Below are 22,310 nucleotides of genomic sequence, written 5' to 3' on the forward strand. Positions count from 1 at the left end.
GGGTCAAAGGCGGGTACTACGCTTGAGGCCCGGCGGCGGTGGCACGCGACGCGTGCAGTTTTTCGATGCCGATCGATCCGGAATCAGGTTGTGGAGCAGGGTATGGGATTGGAAGAACGGCCAGCGGGATCGAAGATCGGTCCGACGGTGGATCAGGAGTCGGAGTTGGCGGGTGGGCCGATCACGCCCGCAATCAAGCGCGCGGACGAGCCGGACATCGTGCAGGCGATCGACGGGCTGATCGGTCAGATGGGCGGCAAGGCAGGCAGTTTCGATGCGCGGCTGGTTCGCGAGTTGATGCAGACGGCACTCAAGTTGATCCCCGACGGGCGTGACACGGGCGAACTGAAACTGATCACGAGTTCGGTGAAGGAGTTGCGGTACGCGTACCGCGTCTTCGGGAAGTTCAAGGACCCGCACAAGGTGACGATCTTCGGCTCGGCGCGGACGCCCGAGTCGCATCCGGACTATGCCGCGGCGGTGGAGTTCTCGAAGTTGATGGCGGCGGCGGGGTGGATGTCGATCACGGGAGCAGGCCTGGGCATCATGAAGGCGGGGCACGTCGGGCCGGGTCGTGAAGCATCGTTCGGCGTGGCGATCCGCCTGCCATTCGAGACGACGGCGAACGAGGTGATCGAGGGCGACGAGAAACTGATCCACTTCCGGTACTTCTTCACGCGGAAGTTGATGTTTGTGTCGCAGGCTGAGGCGGTGGCGCTCTTCCCGGGCGGGTTCGGGACGCTTGACGAGGCGTTCGAGACCTTGACGCTGGTGCAGACGGGGAAGGCCTCGCCCATGCCGATCGTGATGCTCGAGGGCGTCGGCGGAGATTACTGGCGGAGTTGGGACGCGTGGATCAAGGAGCAACTGCTCAAGCGCGGGTGGATCAGCCCGGAGGATCCCTCAATCTACACGATCTGCGACACGGCGAAGCAGGCGGTGGACGTGCTCACGCGGTTCTATCGGATCTACCACTCGTCGCGCTATGTCAAAGACGATCTGGTGATCCGTTTGAACGCGCGACTGAAGGACGAGGACGTCGCGCGACTGGGCGACGAGTTCAAGGTGCTCGTGAAGCAGGGGACGATCACGCAGCGAGGCGCGCTCGAGGGCGAGGACGACCATCTGCATCTGCCGAGGCTGGTCTTCCACCACACGAAGCACAAGTTCGGCCTGATCCGCCGCCTGATCGACCGCATCAACGAGTGTGAGCCGATGGCGAAGGACGCGGCACGGGCGTGAAGTCACGATGACGACGACGCGAACCAACTTCGTGTGTATGGGCTTCATGCGAGCGGCGGGCACGCTGGTGCTCTTCGCGGCGGGTCTTGCCTGCGTGATGTCGCTCGGCGGGTGCGCCGGAACGCCGAAGCCAACCGCGAGTGGCTCGCTGGCGGAGCGGAAGGACCCGGTGGGTCTGAAGATCCAGTGGTGGCTGACGGGGGACACGCGGGCGCGGACGATGTCGGGGGCCGAGACGCTCGCGGGGGTGCTGCGGACGTATGAGACGCGCGTGACGCCGCTGGAGCCCTCGGTGCTCAAGTTGTGGCGGGCGAACGGGCTTCGGGTGCTGGCGATTCCAGTTGGGGAACTCGATCTCGTGCGCGAGCGGCTTCGCGCGTCGGGGGCGACGCACGAGCAGATCCTCGGGCAGATCTATCAGTGGATGCCGATCGTGACAGGCCCATCGTGGGAGGGCACGTCGCAGGTGCAGATGGACAACGGGCTGCTGGAGTTGCCGGCGGGCTCGATCCGGATGCTGGCGCGCGGGTGGTTCGCGCCGCCCGACCCCGTGGCGCGCCAGGAGCAGAAGGCGGCGTCGCTGCGTCTGGAGTTGCTGCTGCAGCACGAGGAGCGCACGAAGTCGGCGTCGGACCTGGTGCAGGCGCTGGGGCAGGAAAGCCCGAAGACCGAGTACGACGCGGGGCTCGCCTTCACTCGACTGGGTGTGACGTGCGATCTCTCGGGGCGCGAGGCGCTGCTCCTTGTGGCGGAGGATCCCAAGACGGAGTGGGACTCCATTCCCGAGCGGCTGGCGGTGGAGGATGAGAACCTGCCGCCGACGGTGAAGAAGGGCGCGGTCTTTCTGGAGCGCCCCCGGCTCGGATCGCTGCTGTTGAGCGCCGACCCGACACAGGTCTCGGCGCGGCGTGTGGTGATGCTCATCATCCCGGTCGTGCCCGCGGCCGAGCCGGCGAAGTAGGGTCCGAGAAACTGTGAGCGACCGATGGCGAGGCGTCCCACACGCGAGGCGTGGGGTTGTCGTGCCGATGGTCGTGGTTGATGCTTCGCGTGACGCTAGCCCAGGCCGAGCCGGGAATGGAGTTGGCGATGCCGGTGTACCACCCGCATCGGACCAGCGTGGTGCTGCTGCGCGGGGGCACGGCTGGACGAGCACACGCTGAAGCGGCTGCGCGAAATGCCCGTGGGGGAGTTGTGGATCCAGTTTCCGCCGCTGGACCACCTGCGACGGATGATCTCGCCGGAACTTCTGGTGTCGTGCGGCGAGATGACCCGGCGGGTGGCCGCGACGATCGACCAGTTGGCGGAGAAGCCGCACGCGCACCTGGATTACTACACGGTGCGTCAGGCGGTGGTGCTGGTGATCGAGGCGCTGGCGGGAAGCCCGCTCTCCGGTCAGTTCATGACGGATCTGGCGATGAGCCGGGCGCCGGCCGTTCGTCACGCGTGCAACGTGTGCCTGACGAGCGTGCTGATGGGTTTGAAACTGGATTTCCATCTGGTGCACGAGCGGGCGCGCCTGGGCGGAGCGCAGGCGAAGGACGTGACGCCGCTGGGTGTGGGCGCGATGCTGCACGACATCGGGATGACACAACTCGACACGGCGACGCTCGCTCGATGGGACGAGCACGGCGACGAGCGCGACGAGGCGTGGCGCCGGCACGTGCAGGTCGGGTTCGAGATGGTGCAGGGTGATTTCGACCCCGCGTCGGCGGGAGTCGTGCTGCACCACCACCAGGGCTTCGACGGGAGCGGGTTCCCCTCGCGGACGGAGTTCTCGGGCGAGGTGCACACGCCCGAGGGTTCGGAGATCCACGTTTTCGCACGGATCTGCGCGGCGGCGGATATGCTCGATCGACTTCGGTTCCCGGAGTATGGCATGGGCCCGGCGGCGCACGTGTCGCCGCGGATGTCCAAGGTGGGGGCGCTCGCGCGGATGCTGCGTTCGTCCTTGCGGGATCGATTCGATCCGTACGTGCTGATGGCGCTGGTGAACGTGTCGCCGCCGTTCTCGCCGGGGATGGTGGTGATGGTGGAGTCGCGCGGAAAGAAGGAGCGTCGGCGCGGGGTGGTGACGAACTGGTCGGTGGAGTCGCCGTGCCGCCCGAGTGTGGCGATTCTGGGCGGGGCGGATGGATCTTCGTGGTGGGACGACGAGAAGGCCGAGGTCGTGGAACTGTCGAAGACACCAGAGTTATCGATCGTGGAGGCGGAAGGGTTCGACGTGAGAGGGGATCTCTTCGAGCCGATCGAGGCCGGGGAGTTTGATATCGTGCGAGCGGCCCGGCAGATGATGAACGCCGCGCCGGAGATAACGCCGTCGGACGAGACGGCCGTGGACAAGCCATCGGGCGAGAAGCCGGGAGACTCGCGCGAGGCGGCGTGAGCGCAGGACAAGTTCGTCGCGTCGAGATGCTGGAGCGATTACTTCGCCGGTGGTGTCGTGGCGCTTGGTGAGGGCGTCGCGGCGGCTGGAGTTGAGGCGGGGCTGGACTCAACGGGGGGTTGGCCCGCCGGTGATTGGCCGGCGGGAGTTTGTCCTGGTGGACGGCGTCGGCCTTGTGGACGATCGCCGTTCGTGCCTGGGCCACCCGCGGACTTCGGCGTGCCGTCCTCGCCGAGGGTGTAGCCGGCGAGTTCGAGTTGGGCGGTCTTCCAGGATTCCTTGAGAATATCTTCGGGGCCTGGCTCGCGGATGAGCACGGCATCGGAGGTCGAGAGGCCGGCGAGGATCTCGGCGTGGGTGTCGGATCGCCGTCCGAGTTTGATCGGTTGCCGTGCGAACTTGACGCCCTTGCGGAGATAGACGAAGCGGACAGCACCCTCCTGGAAGATGGCCTGCACGGGTATGGTGAGCGCGTTCTCGACCGAGCCGAGGATGATGTTGGCCTCGGCGCGCATGGAGGGCTTGAGTTGCTGGCCCTGGTCGGCGGTGTCGAGGGCGATCTTGACGGTGTAGTCTCGTCGGTTGGGGTCGCGCCAGCCGCCGGTCTCGGCGAGGACGCCGATGGACTCGACGGTGCCGCTGAACTGGCGGCCGGCGAGGGCATCGATGCGGACGCGGGCGGGCATGCCTTGGCGGATGCGGCCGGAGACGGCCTCGGGGACTCTGATGGCGGCGATCATGTCGGAAGTGTCGGGGAGGATGATGAGCAGTTCGTTGGGGGCGACCTGCTGCCCGACCTGGAGCGGGCCTTCGGACTGGCCCCAGCGGTTGTTGGAGTTGAGGCTGGTCTGAAAGACGACGAGGCCCTCGCGCGGGGCGCGGATGGTGGCGGCGTCGAACTGCTGCTGGGCCTTGGCGAGGCGCTCCTGGCGCAGGCGGAGTTGCTCGGTGCGATTCTTGCGGGTGGCCTCGCGATTCGTGAGTTGGCTTGTGTTGCGCAGGCGGACGCGCTCGAGTTCGTCGATGGCGTTGTCCACGGCGGACTGCTTGGTCTTGAGTTCGCGCGGGTACTCGTACTGCTCGAAGACCAGGGCCTGGAGGTTGGACGTCTTGAAGTTGGAGATGGCCTCGATGTATTCCACCTCGTCGCGGTCGACCTCGTCTTTGCTCACGAAGCCCTCGTCGAGAAGGAGTTGGCTACGCGAGAACTTGTCGGCGAGGCGGTCGACCTCGATCGAGGCGCGGTTGATCGCGAGGGTGTTCTGCTGGCGCTTGACGGAGACCTCGCCCTCGAGCCACTGGTTGAGGGCGAGTTGGGCGAGTTCGATCTCGAGTTGGGCCTTGCGGTCGCTGGACTCGTTGTCGTTGACCTGGATCTCGTACTCGCTCTCGGCGTCGACGAGGTCGGCCTTGGCGCTCTCGACCTGCTCCTTCGCGGTGTCGATCTCGCGCTGGATCTCGTCGGTGGCGAGTTGGATGAGGAGATCGCCGGCCTTGACGCGGGTGCCCTCGGCGACGATGGACATGATCTGGGCGCCACGCTCGAGGGGATTGCGCACCTCGACTTTGTTCCTTGAGTCGAGTTCGCCCACGGCGGTTGTGACGATGTCGAACGAGTCCATCGCGGGGGCCACGCTGTCGGTAGCGGAGGTTGAGGCGGCCTTGCCGGGGCGGAAGACCAGAAACGCGATCGCGGCGGCGGCGAGGAGCGCGAGGACAATGAGGATCGTGACCCACGCGAACGCGCGCGCGGTCGGGCGTCGGGCTTTGGTCTTCTGGCTGGGCATGGCGTGCTCCATACACGTAGGATCGCGTCGCGGGTCCATATGTTCCTTGGACGCCAGAGGATAGGTTCGGGTGACGGATGGGTGTGCAACACGCAGGAAACCAGCGAGGCGGGATGTTGCTGGCGGTGGCGTCGGCGAAGGAATATGCCGCGCTCGCGAGGGGGCTGGGGATTTCCGTGGATGTGCCGGGTGTGTGGGAGCGCGTGGATACGCGCGCGGGTGTGTCGCTGGTGTTCACGGGCGTTTCGAAATCGAACGCGGCGGCGGGCGTGGCGCGCGTGCTCGATCCGACACGGGATGGATTGGTGTTGAGTGTGGGGATCGCCGGGGCGCTGCCCGGGGAAAACGCGATGTCGATCGGTGAGATGGTGGTCGCCACGTCGTGCGTGTTCTCGGACGAGGGGCTGGTCTCGTCGGCGGGATTCCAGGATTGCGCAGCGATGGGGTTTCCGCTGGGCGACTTCGAGGGGTCTGCGGTGCCGGTAGATGTAGATAGTGCGCGTCGATTGAGCACGGCACTCGGTGCGCGGCTTGGAGCGATCGCGACGGTCTCCACGTGTTCTGGGACCGACGAGGGCGCGCGGGAAGTTGTTGGGCGGACGGGGGCGATCGCGGAGGCGATGGAGGGGGCGGCGTGTGCGCTGGTGGCGCAGCGATTGGGCGTGGCGGCGGGTGAGGTGCGCGTGATCAGTAACACGACGGGGGAGCGATCGCGGCAGATATGGGACGTGGGGCGTGCGTTCCGCGAGTTGGAGCGGGTGGGGCGGGTGCTTGGTGGTCTGTTTTCGGAAGGGTCGATGTAGAGAAGGTGTGCGGGTTGTGCGGGGGGGGTGGGCCGCACGTTCTGGGGGATTGTGGCTGTGGCTGTCGTGTGAGCAGGAGGTGAAGGCGCGGTCCTGAAACGTCGATTCTCCGTTGCGGCTCGGCGTCTGCCGGGTATATCGCGTGATCACGGAGATTGGACGCCATGGGGATCGAGGTCTTTCGACGACTGACGCGGCTTGGGAAACGTGCCGGCGACGTCAGCGCGGTCGTGGGCTCGACGGTCACCGAGACATTGGGCGTGAAGGCGGCGCTCGGCGTTCCGATCGGGATCGACTTTGGCGTCGGCTCGCTCAAAATCCTGCAGATCGGTGGAACGGACACGCTGTCGCTGGTGGCGGCGGCGAGTCTGGAGACGCCTCCCGAGTTGATCTCGGATCACGCGCAGCGTCTGCAGTTCCAGATCGAGGCCCTCCCGCGACTGATCCGCAAGGGCGGTTTCCGCGGTCGTCGGGCGTCGTGCGCGATTCCGGGATGGCAGACGATGTGCCGGCAGTTCCAGTTTCCCAAGACCGATGGGATTCCGGTCTCGGATCTGGTGGCGGGCGCGTTGTCGCAGCAGTTGAACGTGCCGGCGGATGCGCTGGCGTTCCGGCATATCGAGGTGCGTTCGCCGCAGTTGGCGTCGAATCGGGCGGAGGTGATCTGCATTGCGACGGCGCGGGATCTCGTCGAGCGACTGATGCGGGCGCTGCAGGACTCGAAGTTGCAGCCGGTGGGAATCCACAGCGAGTTCTCGGCGATCCTGCGGGCGTTCGACTATGTGAATCGGCGTGCCGACGACGGCGATCGGGCGACGCTGTACCTGGACATCGGGGCGGGCGTGACGAAGGCGCTGATCGGGCACGGTCGCGACCTGGTCTTTGCCCGTGTGATTGATTTCGGTGGGCGGCGGATGGACGAGCACATCGCAAGGCAACTCAAGGTCGAGATGGACGACGCGCACGAGCAGCGGATCGCGCTGGACGAGCAGATGTCGCTGGCGCATGTGAATGGGGCCGTGGCGGCGAAGGCGGCGGCGAGCGCGGCCTCGGCTCCGGGCGCTGCGGCGTCCGAGCCGGCGAAGAGCGCGACCGTGCGTGCGAAGATCGGGCACGATGGCCAAAAGATCGACGAGTCGGACGAGGAGACGCTGGTGGCGGAGATGGAGGAGCGGCGGACGGGGATGCCTCACCCGCACTTCAGCGAGGACATGCGGATCTCGGACTCGAAGGAGTTTGTGCCGCCCAAGGCGGATTTGACGGAAATGCTGGAGGTGTTCACGGACGAGTTGCAGATGTGCCTTCGGCATTATGCGACGCAGTACCCCGGAAAGCGTGTCGAACGCGCGGTCTTTGTAGGGGGTGAGGCGCGTGGACGTGGGTTGTGTGCGCATATTGCGCGGGCATTGAAGATCCCCGCGCAGATGGCCGACCCGATGGCACGGGTCGGTCGGAATGGGCAGGAGCCTGTTCTGGGTGTGGACCTGAGACTGGCCCAGCCGGGCTGGGCGTTGGCGCTGGGGTTGTGCCTCAGTCCGACGGATCTGTAGGGATTGTGAGGGCTTTGCGGGCGGTTGCCCGTGGATGGAGCGTGCGATGGGACTTTCGTTCAGCAAGTCGGCGAGCGCCACGAGCACGGGAGCGAGTTTCCTCCCCGAGGATTATGTCGCACGTCGGACAGAGTTCCGGGCGAACGTGCTGATGCTGTCGCTCTATGCGGTGGTGCTCGCGGGGATCGTGGGCGCGTTCTTTGTCGCCGAGTCGCGGTGGCGTCTCCTCAAGAGCCGGCAGATGCAGGTGGACGAGGCGTACCAGATCGAAGCGAAGAAGATCGAGCAGATCCAGATTCTCGAGGATCAGCGCGCCAAGATGATGGACAAGGCGGAGGTGACGGCGGCCCTGGTGGAGCGAATCCCGCGCTGGGCGCTCATGGGCGAGTTGACGCTGCGTATGCCGTCGAGCATGAAGTTGGAGACGGTGACACTGAAGGGGAAGCGGATCGAGGCGGTGATGCCGCCGCCGAATGCCCCGGCGGTGCGGTCGCTCTCGGGGACGAACGTGAAGCCCGGGCAGGACACGGTGGCGCCGAAGGTGACGCCGCCGAAGTACGAGTACTCGCTGCTGGTGGGGGGCGTGGCGGAGACGAACACGGACGTGGCGGATTATCTGCTGTCGTTGCGTATGTCCCCCGTGCTCCAGGACGTGGACCTGTCGTACATCAAGGAGCAGAAGGAGAAGGAAGTGATGCTCCGGCGGTTCGAGGTCTCGGCGATCCTTCGGTCGGACGTGGACACGCAGGCGTTGTCGGACTCGCTCCAGGAACTGGTGGCGGCGAAGGACAAGGCTCGCGAGGAGCAGGCGAAGAACGCCCTCAAGGAGTCCACGACGACAGCGAAGGGAACGAAGGACGGCGCGAGGGCGAAGCCCACGGCATCGGCGACGACTGGACCGACGGCGGAGTAAGCACGGCACACCCCTTTGGAGCGCTTGGAGCAAGGCATGAATATCACCGTACGAGTGTTGACGATGGGCGGGGTGGTGCTGGGGATGCTGCTGGCCAGTTACATGCTGGTCTTCGCGCCCGTGGCGAAGCAGATCAAGACGACCCGCGAAGAGGTCGAGCACCGCGAGAAGTTGCTGGAGACGCTGCGCCAGGAGGTCGCGAAGAACGCCGACCTCGAGCAGGCCAACGAGGAGATCCAGCAGAGCGTGCAGTTGATCGAGGCTCGCCTGCCCAGCGATCGCGAGATGGCGGAGGTGATCCGCCAGGTGAGCGACACGGCGGTGCAGGCGGGGCTGAACTCGCCCTCGATCAAGACGAACAAGCCCCTGCAGGCGGCGCTCTACAAGGAGCAGCCCCTGGAGGTGGAGGTGATGGGTGATTTCCGCGGGATCCTGACGTTCCTGATCTCGCTCGAGAAGTTGCCCCGGATCATGCGGATCCCCGACATGAAGATCGTGGCGCAGACGAAGGACGAGGAGCAACTCAAGGTGCAGTTCACCCTGAGCGTGTACTACCAGGAGCGGAAAGCAGCGACGACGGCGTCGGCGGGAGGTGCGCAGTGAGCAATATTCAGGACCAACTTCCGGGGGAGAACGCGGCGGCGAGGCCGGCGCTCCCGGGGATGTTCGATCTGGACAACGGGAAGAAGAAGCGGATGCGCGGGCCGTCGCAGTTGGTGATGCTGCTGATCGTGGGCGGCGTGAGCGCGGCGGCGCTGATGGCGATGCGCCAGTTGGGCCTTCGCTCGGGGATGAACGTCGCCGGGGCGAACGAGGCGCTGGGCCTGAAGATGGTGAGCGTCGACAGCGAGAAGGCGAAGACGTATCAGCGGATCATGGAGGATCTGTATCGCGTGCAAAAGCCGCTGGATGTGGCGTTGGGCGAGTTTGTGAAGAGTCCGTTTGTGCTGACGCCTGCCGTGGGGGCGATCGCGACGGAGGACCCGACGAAGACGGACTTCACCACGATTCTCGCCGAGCGTGAGAAGGCGGCGAAAATGGCGAGGGTCCAGGCGGAACTCGCGAAGTTGGTGGTGCAGAGCGTGCTGGGCGGTCGATCGCCCGTGGCTCGCATCAACGGTGAGACGGTTCGCGTCGGTGACACGGTTGGCGAGATCTTCACGGTCGTCTCCATCGAGGGGCTGACGGTGAAGGTCGAGACCGAGGGGAAGGAATACGAGCTCAAGTTCGACCAGATCAACGGGTCTGGCACGAAGAAGAAGTGAGTTCTCGCGTGTGCTGGTGTGGATGAGGAGAGGGCTTCGTGGCGAAGTACAACATCGACGACATCCTGAATGAGTTGGGCGTCGGTGAGAACAAGCCGACGGAGGACCCGAAGAAGGCGAAGGGGAAGCGCGAGGACGAGAAGGAGCCGCAGGAGTTCTCGCCGCTTCCCTCGATGCCGGCGAACCAGCGTGGGTACGGACAGCCGGTGCGTGAGAACGAGTTGGCGCGTCGGCCCCACACGCCGAACACGCCGACGCTCGGGCCCGCGATCCGGGACATTTATCAGCCGGCGGAGACCGAGCAGGCCTCGCAGGAGTTGGGGCAGTTGCTGCTCGCGAAAGGGGCGGTGACGGCGGACCGGCTGAGCGTGGCGCAGGGCGTGATCCGGGCGTCTCCCGGCCGCCGCATGAGCGACGTGCTCGTCGAGCAGGGCGTCGATGAGGCGGCGGTGCAGGCGGCGAAGGCGGAACTCGCGGGGCTTTCGTTCGAGCGGATCGACGTCGAGAAGGGCCTCGACGGCGGATTCGATGGCGGCCTTTTGCAGAAGTTGACGCCCGAGTTCTGCAAGAAGAACATGGTCGTGCCCCTTCGCAAGGAAGGGTCGCGCGTGATCATGGGGACGGTGGACGCGGACAACGTCTACCTGCTCGACGAGATCAAGGCGCGTCTGGGCGAGATGCCCATCAAACTCGTGCTGGTGACGCAGTACGACGTGAAGGGCGCGCTGGAGATCGTGGGCGAGACATCCTCGACGGAGGAGGTCGACGTCAACGAACTCCTGAGCGAGGTCGACGAGGGCGACGTCCAGATCGAGAAGAAGATGGGCGGGGAAGAGGTCGACCTCGAGCGCGAGGCCGGCGAGAGCCCCGTCATCCGCTACGTGAACTACATCATCCAGACGGCGGTGAAGGAGGGCGCGAGCGACATCCACATCGAGCCCGCGGACAAGAAGTTGCGCGTGCGGTTCCGCATCGACGGCGAGTTGTTCGAGATGATGAACCCGCCGGCGGCGATGTCGTCGGCGATCACGAGCCGCCTGAAGATCATGGCGAACCTCGACATCTCCGAGCGGCGCATCCCGCAGGACGGTCGAATCCGCTGCACGGTCGGCGGGCGCAAACTCGATCTTCGAATGTCGACGCTCCCGAACACGTATGGCGAGAAGGTCGTCATGCGTATTCTCGACACGAAGTCGATCAACGTGGACCTCGAGAACCTGGGGTTCGAGGACGACACGTTCACGATCTGGAAGAAGATCGTGGACTCGCCGCACGGGATTGTGCTGGTGACGGGGCCGACCGGCTCGGGAAAGACGACGACGCTGTACGCGTCGCTGCGGACGCTCGACAAGAACTCGATGAACATCTCGACGGTCGAGGACCCGGTGGAATACCACCTCGACGGCGTGACGCAGACGCAGATGCACGAGAAGATCGGGATGACGTTCGCGATGGCGCTCCGCGCGCTCCTGCGTCAGGACCCGGACGTGATCATGCTGGGCGAAATCCGTGACACGGAGACGGCGATGATCGCCGTGCAGGCCGCGCTCACGGGCCACCTGGTCTTGAGCACGCTGCACACCAACGACGCGCCGAGTTCGATCACGCGACTGGTGAACATCGGGCTGGAGCCGTTCCTTGTGGGCGCCGCGGTGAACGGGGTGCTGGCGCAGCGGCTGATCCGGCGGTTGTGCTCGACGTGCAAGGCGATGGACAAGCCCAGCGAGGATCTCGCCGAGTTCCTGGCGATGCAGAGTTTCGATCCCGACGAGATCTGGGTGCCCAAGGGGTGCGACAAGTGTCGCAACACGGGGTATGCCGGGCGTGTGGGTATCTATGAGTTGCTCACGGTGGACGACGGACTGCGCGACATGATCGCGCGGAACCCGAACGTCGCGGAGTTGCGCCGGATTTGCATCGAGCGCGGCATGGTGACGCTGCGTCAGGACGGGATGCGCAAGGTCGCGCGGGGGATCACCACGATCCAGGAAGTGCTGCGCGTCACCGAGGGGTAATCGGCGTGGGCACGACTGAGGCCGAGACGCCGGCGCTGGTCGCGGCGAGGAGGACCTCGCGCAGCGGTGAGGCGTGCTGCTCGCGGCGAACGGCGTCGCCACCGGCGAGCGACCGGGCGCGGTAGCCCTTCAGATCAGCGAGGATGGTGTCCACGGCGGCGGCGATGGTTGTCGGGGAAAAGTCGTCGATGCAGACGCCGGCGTGGTGCTGATCGACGAGTCGGGCCATCCATGTGCCGTTGGTCACGACGATGGGGCAGCCCGCGCGGAGGGCGTCGAGGGTGACGCCGCTGATCCGTTCTTTGAAGAGTTCACGGTCGTAGGGGAGGACGCAGATGGCCCCCTTGAAGAGGTCGGCGTAGCCGGTCGGGTCGGGCGAGTCATTGATGAGACGCAGAGAGGGGTACGCGGAGGCGCGCAGGCGATCAACGGCGGCCTTGGTGTCGTCCTGCTGGTGGCCCCAGTGATCGAGTGAGACCTGGACGATGATGGGGATGTCGCGCTTCTCGTCGCGGAATCGTTCGGCGAGATCGGCGATGGCGGCGAGGCCTTTGTCGAGTCGGGGGACGCCGGGGTGGAGGATGGTGGGCGGGGCATCGGGGCTGCCGCTGGCGTGATCGATGAAGGTGTCGATGTGGGGGTAGGGGATCTCGTGGATGCGCGTGAAGCCTTCTTTGCGGACAGCGTCGGCGGTGGCCCTGGTCGGCGCGGCGATGATGAGGTTGGGGCAGCGCCGGGCGGCGTGGCGGAGCCTGCGCTCGTGCTTGGGGTTCGCGTAGTGCATGTGGTGGAAGAGGAGGACCGTCGCGTTCATTGCGGGGACGAGGCGCGAGGCCCACTGGATGCCCATGTAGTCGGTGGAGTGGGCGGTGGAGAAGAGGACGACGCCCTCACGCGGGAGGAGTTTTCTCGCGAGCCACGCGGACTGGAATCGACGGATGCGCCGGCGGAAGAAGGGGACGATGCGTGTGCCGGGGATGGTGACGGTGCACTTCGCGTGGGCGTAGATGGTGATGGGGGCGAAGTCGTGCTTGAGGGTCTCGATGATGGATCGGACGATGCTCGGGAAGTGGCCGGTCTCTCGGCGGAGGGCTGGCTCGACGATGGTGAGTGGGAGCATCGCGGAAATGTAGGGGTTGGGTCTGGCGAGCGCGCGGGTCGAGGGCGTTACGAGCCGGAGAAGACGACGCCGGGGCTGACGCTGGCGACCCGCCGGAGGGACAGGAGGCTCCCGACAAGGATCGTGATCAGTGTGGCGACAAAGGAGCCGACGAGGAGTTGCCAGGGGAAATACGCGGCGAGTTCGGCCTGGAGGGCGTTGCTGACAAGGGTGAAGGACCCGGCGAGCCCGACGCCGATGCCATAGCCGACCGTGCCGACGATGAGGGCTTGTGTGACGACCATGCCCAGGAGTGTGGGGACGCTGGCGCCCATGGCCTTGAGCGTGGCGAAGTGGCGCAGGTTCTCGATGGTGAACTGGTAGAAGACGGAGGCGGAGAGGAGGAGCCCGACGGCGAACCCGAGGAGGATGGTGATGCCGAAGTTCACGCCGATGCCCGTGGCGATCACGATGAAGTCCATGGAGCGCTTTCGGAACTCATCGCGGGTGAGGGCAACGACCTCGGGGACGGTGTTGATGTTGGCCTGGACCTGGCGGACGTCCTCGCCCGCTTTGGCCTTGACGAGGACGTAACTGATCTTTTTTCGTTCCTGGGGTGTGTAGTTGAGAGCGTTGGGGAAGGTGGTGTAGACGATGGCGTTGCTCTCAAATCCGAGTTTGGCCTTGCAGAACCCGACGACGATGGCGCGCTTGTCGTTGATGCGCATGGTGTCGCCGATGTTGACGCCGCCGAGTTTGGCGCGGCTCTGCTCCTCGACGATGATCGCGTCGGGGATCCAGAGGTCCTCGATATTGCCCTGGGTGAGTTCGGGCGGGCGGCCGGCGAGGGTCTGGCGTGAGATGCCGAGCATCTGGAGGCGTTTGAAGGAGCCGTCGGGGAGTTCGACGATCGCGTAACTGCTAAGGAGCGGCTCGGCCCACGCGACGCCGGGGACGCTGCGGATGCGCCCGAGTTTCTCGTCCGAAAGGGGGCGGAACTCGGCCACCCATTCGGTGTGCGGATCGATGACCCAGAGGTCGGCCTGCTCGATGTTCTGGAGGGGCCCGGTCGCCTGGTTGAGCAGGCCCAGGAAGATCGCGCCCTGCTGGTTCATGAGCATGGCAGCGAAGGCGAGGCTGAGGACCAGAGTGATGTACTTGGTCCGATCGCCAAAGAGCATGTGGATCGCGATGCGGAGCATGGTGCGGCGGAAGCGGGCTCGTGGTGGCATGGTAGCGGATCGCGGCGTGCGATTGGCGCGAGGGTGCCGCTAGCATCTGTCGTGGTCACAAGTGCGAATGGAGTTCGATCCAGGAGGGCGCATCGGATGCGACGGGTGATTGGGTGTGTGGTGTGTGGCCTGTGTGTGGTGGCGATGGGCGGCTGCTTCACGCCGCCGGGCGCGGTGCTGGGGCTGGGGATGGACCTCGCGAAGGCGGGCGCGGGGTCGTATGAACAGGGGCGGATGTCCACGCTCTGGCGTGCGGACGTCAACCGCCTGGCGGATTCCGCGGTGGCGGCGCTCAACACGCTGGACCTCGCGATCCGTTCGGACACAAGCGCGAATGGATCGCGCTACATCCGGGCCTCGGACTTCAAGGGCCGCGTAGTGTCGATCACGGTCTCGCCGAGCACGCCGAACCTGAGCCTTGCGGTGGTGCGTGTGGGGTTCGCGGACGATCCGGTGTATGTGACGCTGGTGGTGGATGAGTTGGGTCGGCAGATGGACGAGACGCCGGCGAAGCGGTGACTACGCTCCGCGACGGCGCGTGGAGCGCTGACGTGGAGGCGATCTCGCGTGGCGAATCCGGTTCGAACGGTGGAGTTTCAGGAGACGCCGAATCCGCACGCGGTGAAGGCGGTGGTCTCAACGCCGCTCGCGAGTGGTGGTGGCGATGGATTGAGGTCGTACTCGAGCGCGAACGAGGCGAGTGACGACGCGGTGGCGCGGTCACTCTTCGAGATCGCGGGTGTCGTGGGGGTGCTCGTGACACCCGGGTGGGTGACGGTGCGGAAGAACGCGGGAACGACCTGGGCGGAGTTGAAGCCGAGGATTCGGACGGCACTCGAGAGGGCCACGTGAGCGGCACGCGTGAAGGCCGCGTGGTGCGGGCGCTCTCGCGGTGGTTCGCGGGCTCGGCTCGGGTTCTCCCGTGGCGGACCGAAGAGCGCGACGCGTACCACGTGCTCGTGAGCGAGTTGATGCTGCAGCAGACGCAGGTCTCGCGGGTCATCCCGAAGTTCGAGGCATTCGTGTCGCGGTTTCCCAGCGTGCATGCGCTGGCGTCGGCGAGCGAGCGCGAGGTGCTCGAGGCGTGGACGGGGCTTGGGTACTACCGGCGCGCGCGGATGTTGCATGCCGCGGCGAGAAGTATCGTAGAGTTGCACGCCGGCCGGGTGCCCCGGTCGGCAGCGGAACTGATCGAACTGCCGGGGATTGGGCGGTACACGGCCGGGGCGATCGCGTCGCAGGCGTTCGGCGCGCGTGTGCCGGTCGTCGATGGGAACGTCGTGCGCGTGCTGCTGCGCATCGAGGGGCGCGATGGGAGCGCGTCAGAGGCAGGAACGATGGCGTGGTGCTGGGAACGGGCGGGGGCGCTGCAGGAAGCCGCGGCAAGGGCGCGCGTGCATCCAGGAACGTTGAACGAGGCGATCATGGAGTTGGGGGCGACGGTGTGTGTGCCAAGGGCACCGAAGTGTGCCGAGTGTCCACTTCGCACGATGTGCGAGGCACGTCGGCTGGGCAGGCAGGTGGAGATTCCCAGCCCAAAAGTCGCGGCCCGCGTGCGCGAGATCGAGCACATCGTGCTACCGGTGACGGACGGGCGTGGCATGTGGCTCGTGCGACGGCGCGCGGGGACGTTGTGGCATGGGTTGTGGGAGTTGCCGACGGTTGAGCGGGCTGCGGGAGGGCATCGAATGTCAGCCGATGTAGTCGAGCGATCTCTTGGACTGATGAAGAGTGCGTCACGTTCGCGCGGCGTGGCGATGGAGTTCTCATTCAAGACAAGCGCATGCGTCGTGGCGTTTGTGGTGCGGGCACCGAGCAAGATCGGGCGGCGCGGTGTGGCCGGTGAATGGGTGAAACTCGACGAACTCAAACATCTTGCGATGTCCAGCCCGCAGCGACGGATCGTCCGTGAGGTGGTGTGCCGCAGGGCATGAGTCGGGTTGTTGGAGTCGATGTGGGAAATGGGAGATGAAGACACAGGCGAGACGCCTCTGCCACGAGAAGAAGGAGGAGAAAGCGCCACGCGAGTCGGGAGTTGCTTGCAGGCGAGATGAGATTCGACACCGCTCTGGAGAGCGGTGCCACCAAGAGCAGACACAATGGCGATGTCGCAGTCAGGTGCTCAGCAGCCCTGGTTGAAGCGGGCGAGGAAGTAGAGAAGGTCGTCGATGGTGACGCCGCCGTCGGGGGTGCCGGTGCCGCTGCCGTCGTCGATGTCGGTGCGGATGGCTCCAAGATTGAAGTAGGCGATGTAATAGAGGAGGTCGTCGATGGTGACGCCGCCGTCGGGTGTGCCCGAGCCTGTGCCGTCGTCGAAGTCGGCGACGCAGGGGTTGGTGCCGAGGATGGTAAAGGCGGCGTCGGAATCATCGTGGCCGGTGCGGCCTTCGGCGTCGCGCGTGATGACACGAACACGGGCCGAGGTCGAGAAGACATTGGGGACGGTCCAGGAGAAGGTGCCGCTATCGGGGATGGCGCTCGCGATGGTGGTCCATGAGCCGCCATCGTCGGCGGAGTACTGGAGATCGACATTGACGACGGCATTGTCGTCGTCGGAGATCCAGTTGATGGTCGATGGTGTGCCCGGGGTGAGCGATTGCCCGCCGTTGGGCGCGCGGAGGTAGGCGGTGGGGGCGAGGCCGCCCTCATCGCCAAGGTGCTTGGGGACATGCATGACGATGCAGTGCATGACACCGGCGAGTTGCACGAGAGACTCGCAGGGAATCTGGACGACGGTCTTGGTGGGGAAGGCGGACTGGAAGACGGCGAGGGACTCGGCGTTGTGCTGAACGACCTGGGAGTTGGTGTACGTCGGCACGAGCACGAGTTCGTTGCACATCACGAGGTTGGTGTAGGTGTAGTGGACGTTGTATCCGGCGGCGGCGACGAAGATACTTCGCGCGGGGACGCGGAAGACCTCCCAGCCGTCGGCCTGCATGGTGGCGGCACGATTGTCACAGATACTGTCCTGCGTGGTGCCCGGGTTATTAGGCCAATCGCAGATGAGCACTTTGCGGTCGTCGATGATCTGGACCCACATGTCGATGTGCTGGGTGAGATCGACGGAGGTGGGATAAGCGGGAACGATGGTGGTGGTGGGGCCCCAGTGGTCCTGCCAGAGCGAGATGATCTGAGGTTGGGTCCGCGCGGGGTTCTCGTTCGCGATGAGCATGGTGGCGAACCCCTCGCCAAGGGAGTTGAGGTGGTAGTTCCCGCCGCCATGGACCATGGGGAGGACGTATCGAGCGTGCTTCTTGAAAGGCGCCCAGCCGACGGGGAAGGAATCGTCGTTGACACGGACGGTGACGTTGTACGTGTGGTCGGAGGTGACGCGGACGTTGCCCTCATAGGAGTACCGTGGGCCATAGTCGCGCATCCAGATCGCGTCGGTCGTGCGGATGATGGGGAAGACCTTGGCCATGTCAGCGCCCGCGGCCTGGATGACGGGGAGTTGGCTCGTCTGCTCGCTGAGGGTATCGAAGGAGACATAGGCCCGGGCGTTGCCGGTGGTGGTGATCCACTTGATCATCTGGGCTTGGATGTTGTTGAGGGTGGTGCCGCCTTCCCACGCGAGGATGATGCCATCGGCGGGGGCGTACTCGCCGGGGCAGGTGAGCGGGCCTTGGGGCATGGTGTAGGGGCCACGCTCGACCCACGCGCCGGGGGCCTCGGCCATGAGGGCTTTCTCGAGATCGGTGGCGTAACGCGGGACGACAGAGCCCTCGGGATAGACGAGGCCCGAGGGAGAAAGAACCTGGGCCGAGGCGCCGGTGGAGAGTGCGGCGAGGGTCAGGAGGAGGACGGGAGTGGAGCAAGATTCGAGAGTTCGCACGCGAGTCTCCTTGGCAGAGCCGGGTTTGGATGGGCCTGGAGTGGGAATCCCATTCGGCCGGGTTCGGGGCGCGGTTTGGGCCGATCCTCGATGATACCGAAAGGATCGTGTTCGTGGAAGGTGATTGGACCAGATAGTCGGTTCAAGTTCGGGGTGTGGCGTGTCCGACCTAGAGTTTGAGTGCGGGCTATGGGAGGTCCGTCGAGGTCGGCGTGTCGGCCGAAGTAAGGGCATCCGGCGTGTTCAGTTCCGAGCGATTCCAGGATGTTCTCACGCGGGTGGGTTCGTACCCGTGGTATGAGGTGGCGATCGAGATCGTGTTGATCTCGATCTTCATCTACATGCTCTATCGCTTCGTCGCGGGGACGAGGGCGGCCGGGGCGCTCAAGGGTCTGCTCGTGCTCGTGGTGGTCGTCGCGATCGGATCGCGCATCCTTGGTGCTGGATCCTCGTTCCAGCGCTTAGGGGTGCTCTATGACAAGGTGTTGGCGCTGGTGGCGGTGGGGCTGATCGTGATCTTCCAGCCCGAACTCCGTCGCGCGCTGGTGCGTCTGGGCGAGGCGCCGTTCTTCCGGAGCACGCCCAAGGACATCGCGCTCATTGTGGACGAGATCGTGGATGCCGCGAGATATCTCAGCAAGTCGAAGTTTGGCGCGCTGGTCGTGATCGAGCGGCAGGTCGGGCTTCGTGGGCTGACCGAGGGCGGGACGCCTCTGAATGCCGAGTTGTCGTCGCGGCTGCTCCAGACGATCTTCTTCCCCGGCTCGGCGCTGCACGATCTGGCCGTCTTGGTCAAGGGTCGCGTGGTGACAGCGGCTGGGGTGCAACTCCCGCTGGCGGCGCCCGAGGACATGCCCAGCGCGAGCCTTGGTTCGCGCCACCGGGCCGCGGTGGGCCTCTCGCGCGAGTGCGACGCGATCGTGGTGATCGTCAGCGAGGAGACGGGGTCGATCCGGATCGCGGAGCGCGCCCGGCTGCACGGGCCGTACTCACCCGAGCAGTTGCGCGAGGAACTCAAACTCCGCCTGGGAAGCGGAACGGTGCGGAGCGGTCAGACGGCGGCGCAGGCCGACGCTGAGAAGGCAGTCGGCGGGTTGCTCGCGGACGAGGCGGTCGCGGCCAAGGAAGAAGAACCAGAGCCCAAGCGTGCCGCGGGTTGAGAGGCGCGCGAGTTGGAGGCAGGCATGATCCGTCAGATCGGCGTGTGGCTTGGTGTGCTGGTGCTCGCGACGCTCGTGTGGGTGTTCGCCGAGGCCGAGACGCTGCGCACGCGCGAGGTGACGATCGATCTGACGTTCCGATCGGATCCGCAGAATGGACGCGTAATAGATGTGGCAAACTCGAGGCCCGCGGGGACAGACGGGCAGGTGGTCTCGGCCACGATCAAACTCGCCGGCGCGGCGAACGCCGTGGACCAGGCGGAGCGCGAGTTGCGTTCGGGCTTGAAGTTCGACCCCTCCTCGCCGGGCATGCCGGGGGAGTCTGGAGCGATCGACGTCGATCTGAAGCAGTTGATCCGGTTGCATCCGACGCTGCGCGTTGGTTCCGGTTCGGGGGCGACGGTGCAGGCCGTGGAGCCTTCCATCGTGCGGATCGACCGGGGCACGCTCGTGGCGGTCGAGGTCCCTGTGCGAGTGGAGTTGGAGCGAGGCGAGGCGGAGGGCGCACCGGTGGTGACGCCGGCACGGGTGACACTTCGCGTGCCGACGGAACTCGCCTCGTCAATCGGGGAGCAGACGCCATGCACGGCCCAGTTGAGTGAGCGTGAACTCTCGCGGCTCGTGCCCGGGCGCCAGGAGAAGATCGAGGGCGTGAGCCTGACAATGCCCGAAGGACTGCTGGGTCATCGCCACGCGTATGTCGAGCCAAGGACTGTCAGCGTGCAACTGACACTCCGCGACCAGACGCAGTCGGTCATGCTCCAGTCGGTGCCGGTGCACATCCAACTGGCGGCGACGGAGCAGAGCCGGTGGGACATCACGTTGGCCCAGGGCGACCAGTTCCTCAAAGACGTGCGCGTGAGCGGGCCGAGCGATCTGATCAAGCAGATCCAGGACAAGACACTGCCGGTTGTGGCGATCCTGCAGTTGTCGTTCCAGGAACTCGAGGGTGGGAAAGTGACGTCAAAGGATGTGGTCTTCTCGAACCTGCCGACGGGCCTTCGGTTCGAGGTCGCCGACCGGACGGTCTCGTTCACGATCGCCCGGCGAAACGGATCGGCGGCAGCGACGACGGCCCCATGAGGCCATGAGTTTGCAGCCGGTTCGGTTGCCGATCGAGCAGATTAGACACCAAACACAATCCGACCGATCTCGCTCGAAGCGGGACTTTTCACTGCCGAGCGGCTAATGTTGGTCCCCGCATTTCGGGCCGGATTGGGCCATGTCCCAAACCGGGCGATCTGGCGGCACTCCACAGCCCATTCGACGCCCGTGCCCGTTTCATCGGGCGCCATTTTCAAAGAGGATCCGCCCTTGAAGATCAAGACCGACGAGATCGCGAGCATCATCAAGCAGGAGATCGAGAAGTTCTCATCAGAACTCGAGGTCTCGGAAGTCGGGCGTGTGGTGGAAATCGGCGACGGCATCGCCCGGATCTATGGCCTGAGCAAGGCGATGGCGGGCGAACTGCTCGAGTTCCAGACCGCCGAGGGCGCGGTCATGGGCCAGGTCTTCAACCTCGAAGAGGACACCGTCGGTGCGGTTATCTATGGCGATTACCTCCTCGTGAAGGAGGGCGACATGGTGAAGTCCACGGGGCGCCTCCTTGAAGTGCCGGTGGGCGAGGCGCTCTTGGGTCGCGTCGTCGATCCGCTGGGACGTCCCCTGGACGATCGCGGCCCGATCCAGTCGAGCGAGTTCCGCAAGGTGGACATCATCGCGCCGGGGATCGCCGAGCGTCAACCGGTGACCGAGCCGCTGCAGACGGGCATCAAGGCGATCGACGCGATGATCCCGATCGGCAAGGGGCAGCGCGAACTGATCATCGGCGACCGCAAGACGGGGAAGACGGCCGTCGCCATCGACACGATCATCAACCAGAAGCAGTACTGGGGGACCAAGGACGCGGTGGTGTGCATCTACGTCGCCGTCGGCCAGAAGGAATCGACTGTCGCGGGCGTCGTCGAGACGCTGCGCAAGAACGGGGCGATGGACTACACGATCGTGGTCTCGGCGTCGGCGTCGACGCCCGCGCCGATGCAGTACATCGCGCCGTACACCGGCTGCACCATGGGCGAGTTCTTCATGTGGCAGGGCAAGCACGCGGGGAGCAACCAACCCAAGCACGCCTTGTGCATCTATGACGACCTCTCCAAGCAGGCTGTCGCGTACCGCCAGTTGTCTCTGCTCCTCCGTCGTCCGCCAGGCCGCGAGGCGTACCCGGGCGACGTCTTCTATCTCCACTCGCGCCTCCTCGAGCGCGCCACCAAACTCAGCGATGAGAACGGCGCCGGCTCGCTCACGGCCCTCCCCATCATCGAGACTCAGGAAGGCGACGTGTCGGCGTATATCCCGACCAACGTCATCTCCATCACCGACGGGCAGATCTATCTCGAAGGCGAGCTCTTCTTCACGGGCGTCCGCCCCGCCATCAACGTCGGTATCTCGGTCAGCCGCGTCGGCGGCAACGCCCAGGTCAAGGCGATGAAGAAGATCTCGGGCTCCTTGCGACTCGACCTCGCCGCGGCCCGAGAACTCGAGGCCTTCGCCCAGTTGGGCACAGAACTCGACAAGGCGACGCAGCGCCAACTCGACCGCGGCCGCCGCATGGTGGAACTGCTCAAGCAGGGGCAGTACACGCCGTTCAACGTCGTGGACCAGATCGTCTCCATCTACGCCGGCACCAAGGGCTTCCTCGATGACATCCCCGTGGACAGGGTCCGCGAGTTCGAGGATGGCCTGCTCAGCCACCTGCAGGGCGTCGCGAAGCCGGTCTACGACGAACTCGCCCAGAAGAAGGCGATCGATGGCGAACTCGAGAAGAAACTCGATAGCGCCATCAACGCGTTCAAGGCCGGATTTAAGAAGTAGTCCAATCGCGGTCTTTGCCTCGCGACCAAGCCAAAGAAATCACAATGGACCCGAGGAGTTGTCTTCGGGTCTTTTCCTTTGGCGGCGTATCGGGATAGGTAGTGGGGGGGGGTGAGGTCGATTCTTCTTGGCGAGCCCGTCGAGTGCCGGTATGC

General features: G+C 65.4%; 19 protein-coding genes. 15 read left to right on the forward strand and 4 right to left on the reverse strand.

Going from position 1 to position 22,310, the window contains the following annotated elements:
* Positions 1–102: 102 nt before the first annotated feature.
* The 3 genes from IPK69_09195 (at position 103) to IPK69_09205 (ending at position 3,628) form a co-directional block, all read left to right on the forward strand.
* Positions 103–1,242 carry an LOG family protein gene (locus IPK69_09195; protein QQS08169.1) on the forward strand — a complete coding sequence of 380 codons (1,140 nt, stop codon included), beginning with the start codon at positions 103–105 and terminating at the stop codon, positions 1,240–1,242.
* 7 nt (positions 1,243–1,249) lie between these two features.
* A complete protein-coding gene (locus tag IPK69_09200; GenBank protein QQS08170.1) occupies positions 1,250–2,203 on the forward strand; it encodes a hypothetical protein in 954 nt (317 codons plus the stop codon).
* Between the two features lie 216 nt (positions 2,204–2,419).
* Positions 2,420–3,628, forward strand: coding sequence for an HD domain-containing protein (locus IPK69_09205; GenBank protein ID QQS08171.1), 1,209 nt, complete (start codon positions 2,420–2,422; stop codon positions 3,626–3,628).
* Between the two features lie 38 nt (positions 3,629–3,666).
* Here IPK69_09205 and IPK69_09210 read toward each other — a convergent pair whose 3' ends face one another.
* Positions 3,667–5,415, reverse strand: coding sequence for an HlyD family efflux transporter periplasmic adaptor subunit (locus IPK69_09210; protein QQS08172.1), 1,749 nt, complete (start codon positions 5,413–5,415; stop codon positions 3,667–3,669).
* A gap of 77 nt (positions 5,416–5,492) precedes the next feature.
* On the opposite strand from IPK69_09210, the gene mqnB reads away from it, so the two are divergent.
* From mqnB to tadA, 6 genes are all read left to right on the forward strand, one after another.
* Positions 5,493–6,218, forward strand: a complete 726-nt coding sequence (gene mqnB, locus IPK69_09215; protein QQS08173.1) for a futalosine hydrolase — start codon at positions 5,493–5,495, stop codon at positions 6,216–6,218.
* 164 nt (positions 6,219–6,382) lie between these two features.
* Positions 6,383–7,768, forward strand: a complete 1,386-nt coding sequence (gene pilM / locus IPK69_09220; GenBank protein ID QQS08174.1) for a pilus assembly protein PilM — start codon at positions 6,383–6,385, stop codon at positions 7,766–7,768.
* A gap of 46 nt (positions 7,769–7,814) precedes the next feature.
* Entirely contained in the window at positions 7,815–8,681 is an 867-nt protein-coding gene (locus IPK69_09225; protein ID QQS08175.1) for a PilN domain-containing protein, read from the forward strand.
* Positions 8,682–8,717: 36 nt separating this feature from the next.
* Entirely contained in the window at positions 8,718–9,284 is a 567-nt protein-coding gene (gene pilO, locus IPK69_09230) for a type 4a pilus biogenesis protein PilO (protein ID QQS08176.1), read from the forward strand.
* A complete protein-coding gene (locus IPK69_09235) occupies positions 9,281–9,946 on the forward strand; it encodes a hypothetical protein (protein QQS08177.1) in 666 nt (221 codons plus the stop codon). Before pilO ends, IPK69_09235 begins: the two co-directional genes overlap by 4 nt.
* Before the next feature lie 38 nt (positions 9,947–9,984).
* A complete protein-coding gene (tadA, locus tag IPK69_09240; GenBank protein ID QQS08178.1) occupies positions 9,985–11,961 on the forward strand; it encodes a Flp pilus assembly complex ATPase component TadA in 1,977 nt (658 codons plus the stop codon).
* Here the strand turns inward: tadA and IPK69_09245 are convergent.
* Both IPK69_09245 and IPK69_09250 read right to left on the reverse strand, forming a co-directional pair.
* Entirely contained in the window at positions 11,948–13,081 is a 1,134-nt protein-coding gene (locus tag IPK69_09245; GenBank protein QQS08179.1) for a hypothetical protein, read from the reverse strand. The two genes, tadA and IPK69_09245, sit on opposite strands and share 14 nt — an antisense overlap.
* 47 nt (positions 13,082–13,128) lie before the next feature.
* Positions 13,129–14,292: an ABC transporter permease gene (locus IPK69_09250; GenBank protein QQS08180.1), complete on the reverse strand. Its 1,164-nt coding sequence runs from the start codon at positions 14,290–14,292 to the stop codon at positions 13,129–13,131.
* A 96-nt stretch (positions 14,293–14,388) separates the two neighbouring features.
* Between IPK69_09250 and IPK69_09255 the strand changes: the two genes are divergently transcribed.
* From IPK69_09255 to IPK69_09265, 3 genes are read left to right on the forward strand one after another with little or no spacing between them, the layout of a single operon-like run.
* Positions 14,389–14,811, forward strand: coding sequence for a DUF3568 family protein (locus IPK69_09255; protein QQS08181.1), 423 nt, complete (start codon positions 14,389–14,391; stop codon positions 14,809–14,811).
* 48 nt (positions 14,812–14,859) lie between these two features.
* On the forward strand, positions 14,860–15,144 hold the full coding sequence (locus IPK69_09260; GenBank protein QQS08182.1) for a NifU N-terminal domain-containing protein: 285 nt from the start codon (positions 14,860–14,862) through the stop codon (positions 15,142–15,144).
* Positions 15,141–16,226 (forward strand): A/G-specific adenine glycosylase, encoded by a 1,086-nt coding sequence (locus tag IPK69_09265; protein QQS08183.1) that lies wholly within the window; start codon positions 15,141–15,143, stop codon positions 16,224–16,226. The genes IPK69_09260 and IPK69_09265 overlap by 4 nt, the downstream gene beginning before the upstream one ends.
* 188 nt (positions 16,227–16,414) lie before the next feature.
* Here IPK69_09265 and IPK69_09270 read toward each other — a convergent pair whose 3' ends face one another.
* The gene (locus IPK69_09270; GenBank protein QQS08184.1) at positions 16,415–18,124 is read right to left on the reverse strand and encodes an agmatine deiminase family protein; all 1,710 of its coding nucleotides are present in this window, start codon (positions 18,122–18,124) and stop codon (positions 16,415–16,417) included.
* 212 nt (positions 18,125–18,336) lie between these two features.
* Between IPK69_09270 and IPK69_09275 the strand changes: the two genes are divergently transcribed.
* The 3 genes from IPK69_09275 to IPK69_09285 all read left to right on the forward strand — a co-directional run bounded on the left by IPK69_09275 (position 18,337) and on the right by IPK69_09285 (position 22,155).
* On the forward strand, positions 18,337–19,284 hold the full coding sequence (locus tag IPK69_09275) for a TIGR00159 family protein (protein ID QQS08185.1): 948 nt from the start codon (positions 18,337–18,339) through the stop codon (positions 19,282–19,284).
* A 24-nt stretch (positions 19,285–19,308) separates the two neighbouring features.
* Entirely contained in the window at positions 19,309–20,367 is a 1,059-nt protein-coding gene (locus IPK69_09280; GenBank protein QQS08186.1) for a hypothetical protein, read from the forward strand.
* 231 nt (positions 20,368–20,598) lie between these two features.
* Positions 20,599–22,155 (forward strand): F0F1 ATP synthase subunit alpha, encoded by a 1,557-nt coding sequence (locus IPK69_09285; GenBank protein QQS08187.1) that lies wholly within the window; start codon positions 20,599–20,601, stop codon positions 22,153–22,155.
* Positions 22,156–22,310: the final 155 nt, after the last annotated feature.

The sequence above is a fragment of the Phycisphaerales bacterium genome, from assembly GCA_016699835.1.
Taxonomy (GTDB): domain Bacteria; phylum Planctomycetota; class Phycisphaerae; order Phycisphaerales; family UBA1924.

Bases quoted from the DNA above. Each gene is read 5' to 3' on its own strand.
- IPK69_09195 (QQS08169.1), top strand. From the start codon at position 103: ATGGGATTGGAAGAACGGCCAGCGGGATCGAAGATCGGTCCGACGGTG.
- IPK69_09200 (QQS08170.1), top strand. From the start codon at position 1,250: ATGACGACGACGCGAACCAACTTCGTGTGTATGGGCTTCATGCGAGCG.
- IPK69_09205 (QQS08171.1), top strand. From the start codon at position 2,420: ATGCCCGTGGGGGAGTTGTGGATCCAGTTTCCGCCGCTGGACCACCTG.
- IPK69_09210 (QQS08172.1), bottom strand. From the start codon at position 5,415: ATGCCCAGCCAGAAGACCAAAGCCCGACGCCCGACCGCGCGCGCGTTC.
- mqnB (QQS08173.1), top strand. From the start codon at position 5,493: ATGGGTGTGCAACACGCAGGAAACCAGCGAGGCGGGATGTTGCTGGCG.
- pilM (QQS08174.1), top strand. From the start codon at position 6,383: ATGGGGATCGAGGTCTTTCGACGACTGACGCGGCTTGGGAAACGTGCC.
- IPK69_09225 (QQS08175.1), top strand. From the start codon at position 7,815: ATGGGACTTTCGTTCAGCAAGTCGGCGAGCGCCACGAGCACGGGAGCG.
- pilO (QQS08176.1), top strand. From the start codon at position 8,718: ATGAATATCACCGTACGAGTGTTGACGATGGGCGGGGTGGTGCTGGGG.
- IPK69_09245 (QQS08179.1), bottom strand. From the start codon at position 13,081: ATGCTCCCACTCACCATCGTCGAGCCAGCCCTCCGCCGAGAGACCGGC.
- IPK69_09250 (QQS08180.1), bottom strand. From the start codon at position 14,292: ATGCCACCACGAGCCCGCTTCCGCCGCACCATGCTCCGCATCGCGATC.
- IPK69_09255 (QQS08181.1), top strand. From the start codon at position 14,389: ATGCGACGGGTGATTGGGTGTGTGGTGTGTGGCCTGTGTGTGGTGGCG.
- IPK69_09280 (QQS08186.1), top strand. From the start codon at position 19,309: ATGATCCGTCAGATCGGCGTGTGGCTTGGTGTGCTGGTGCTCGCGACG.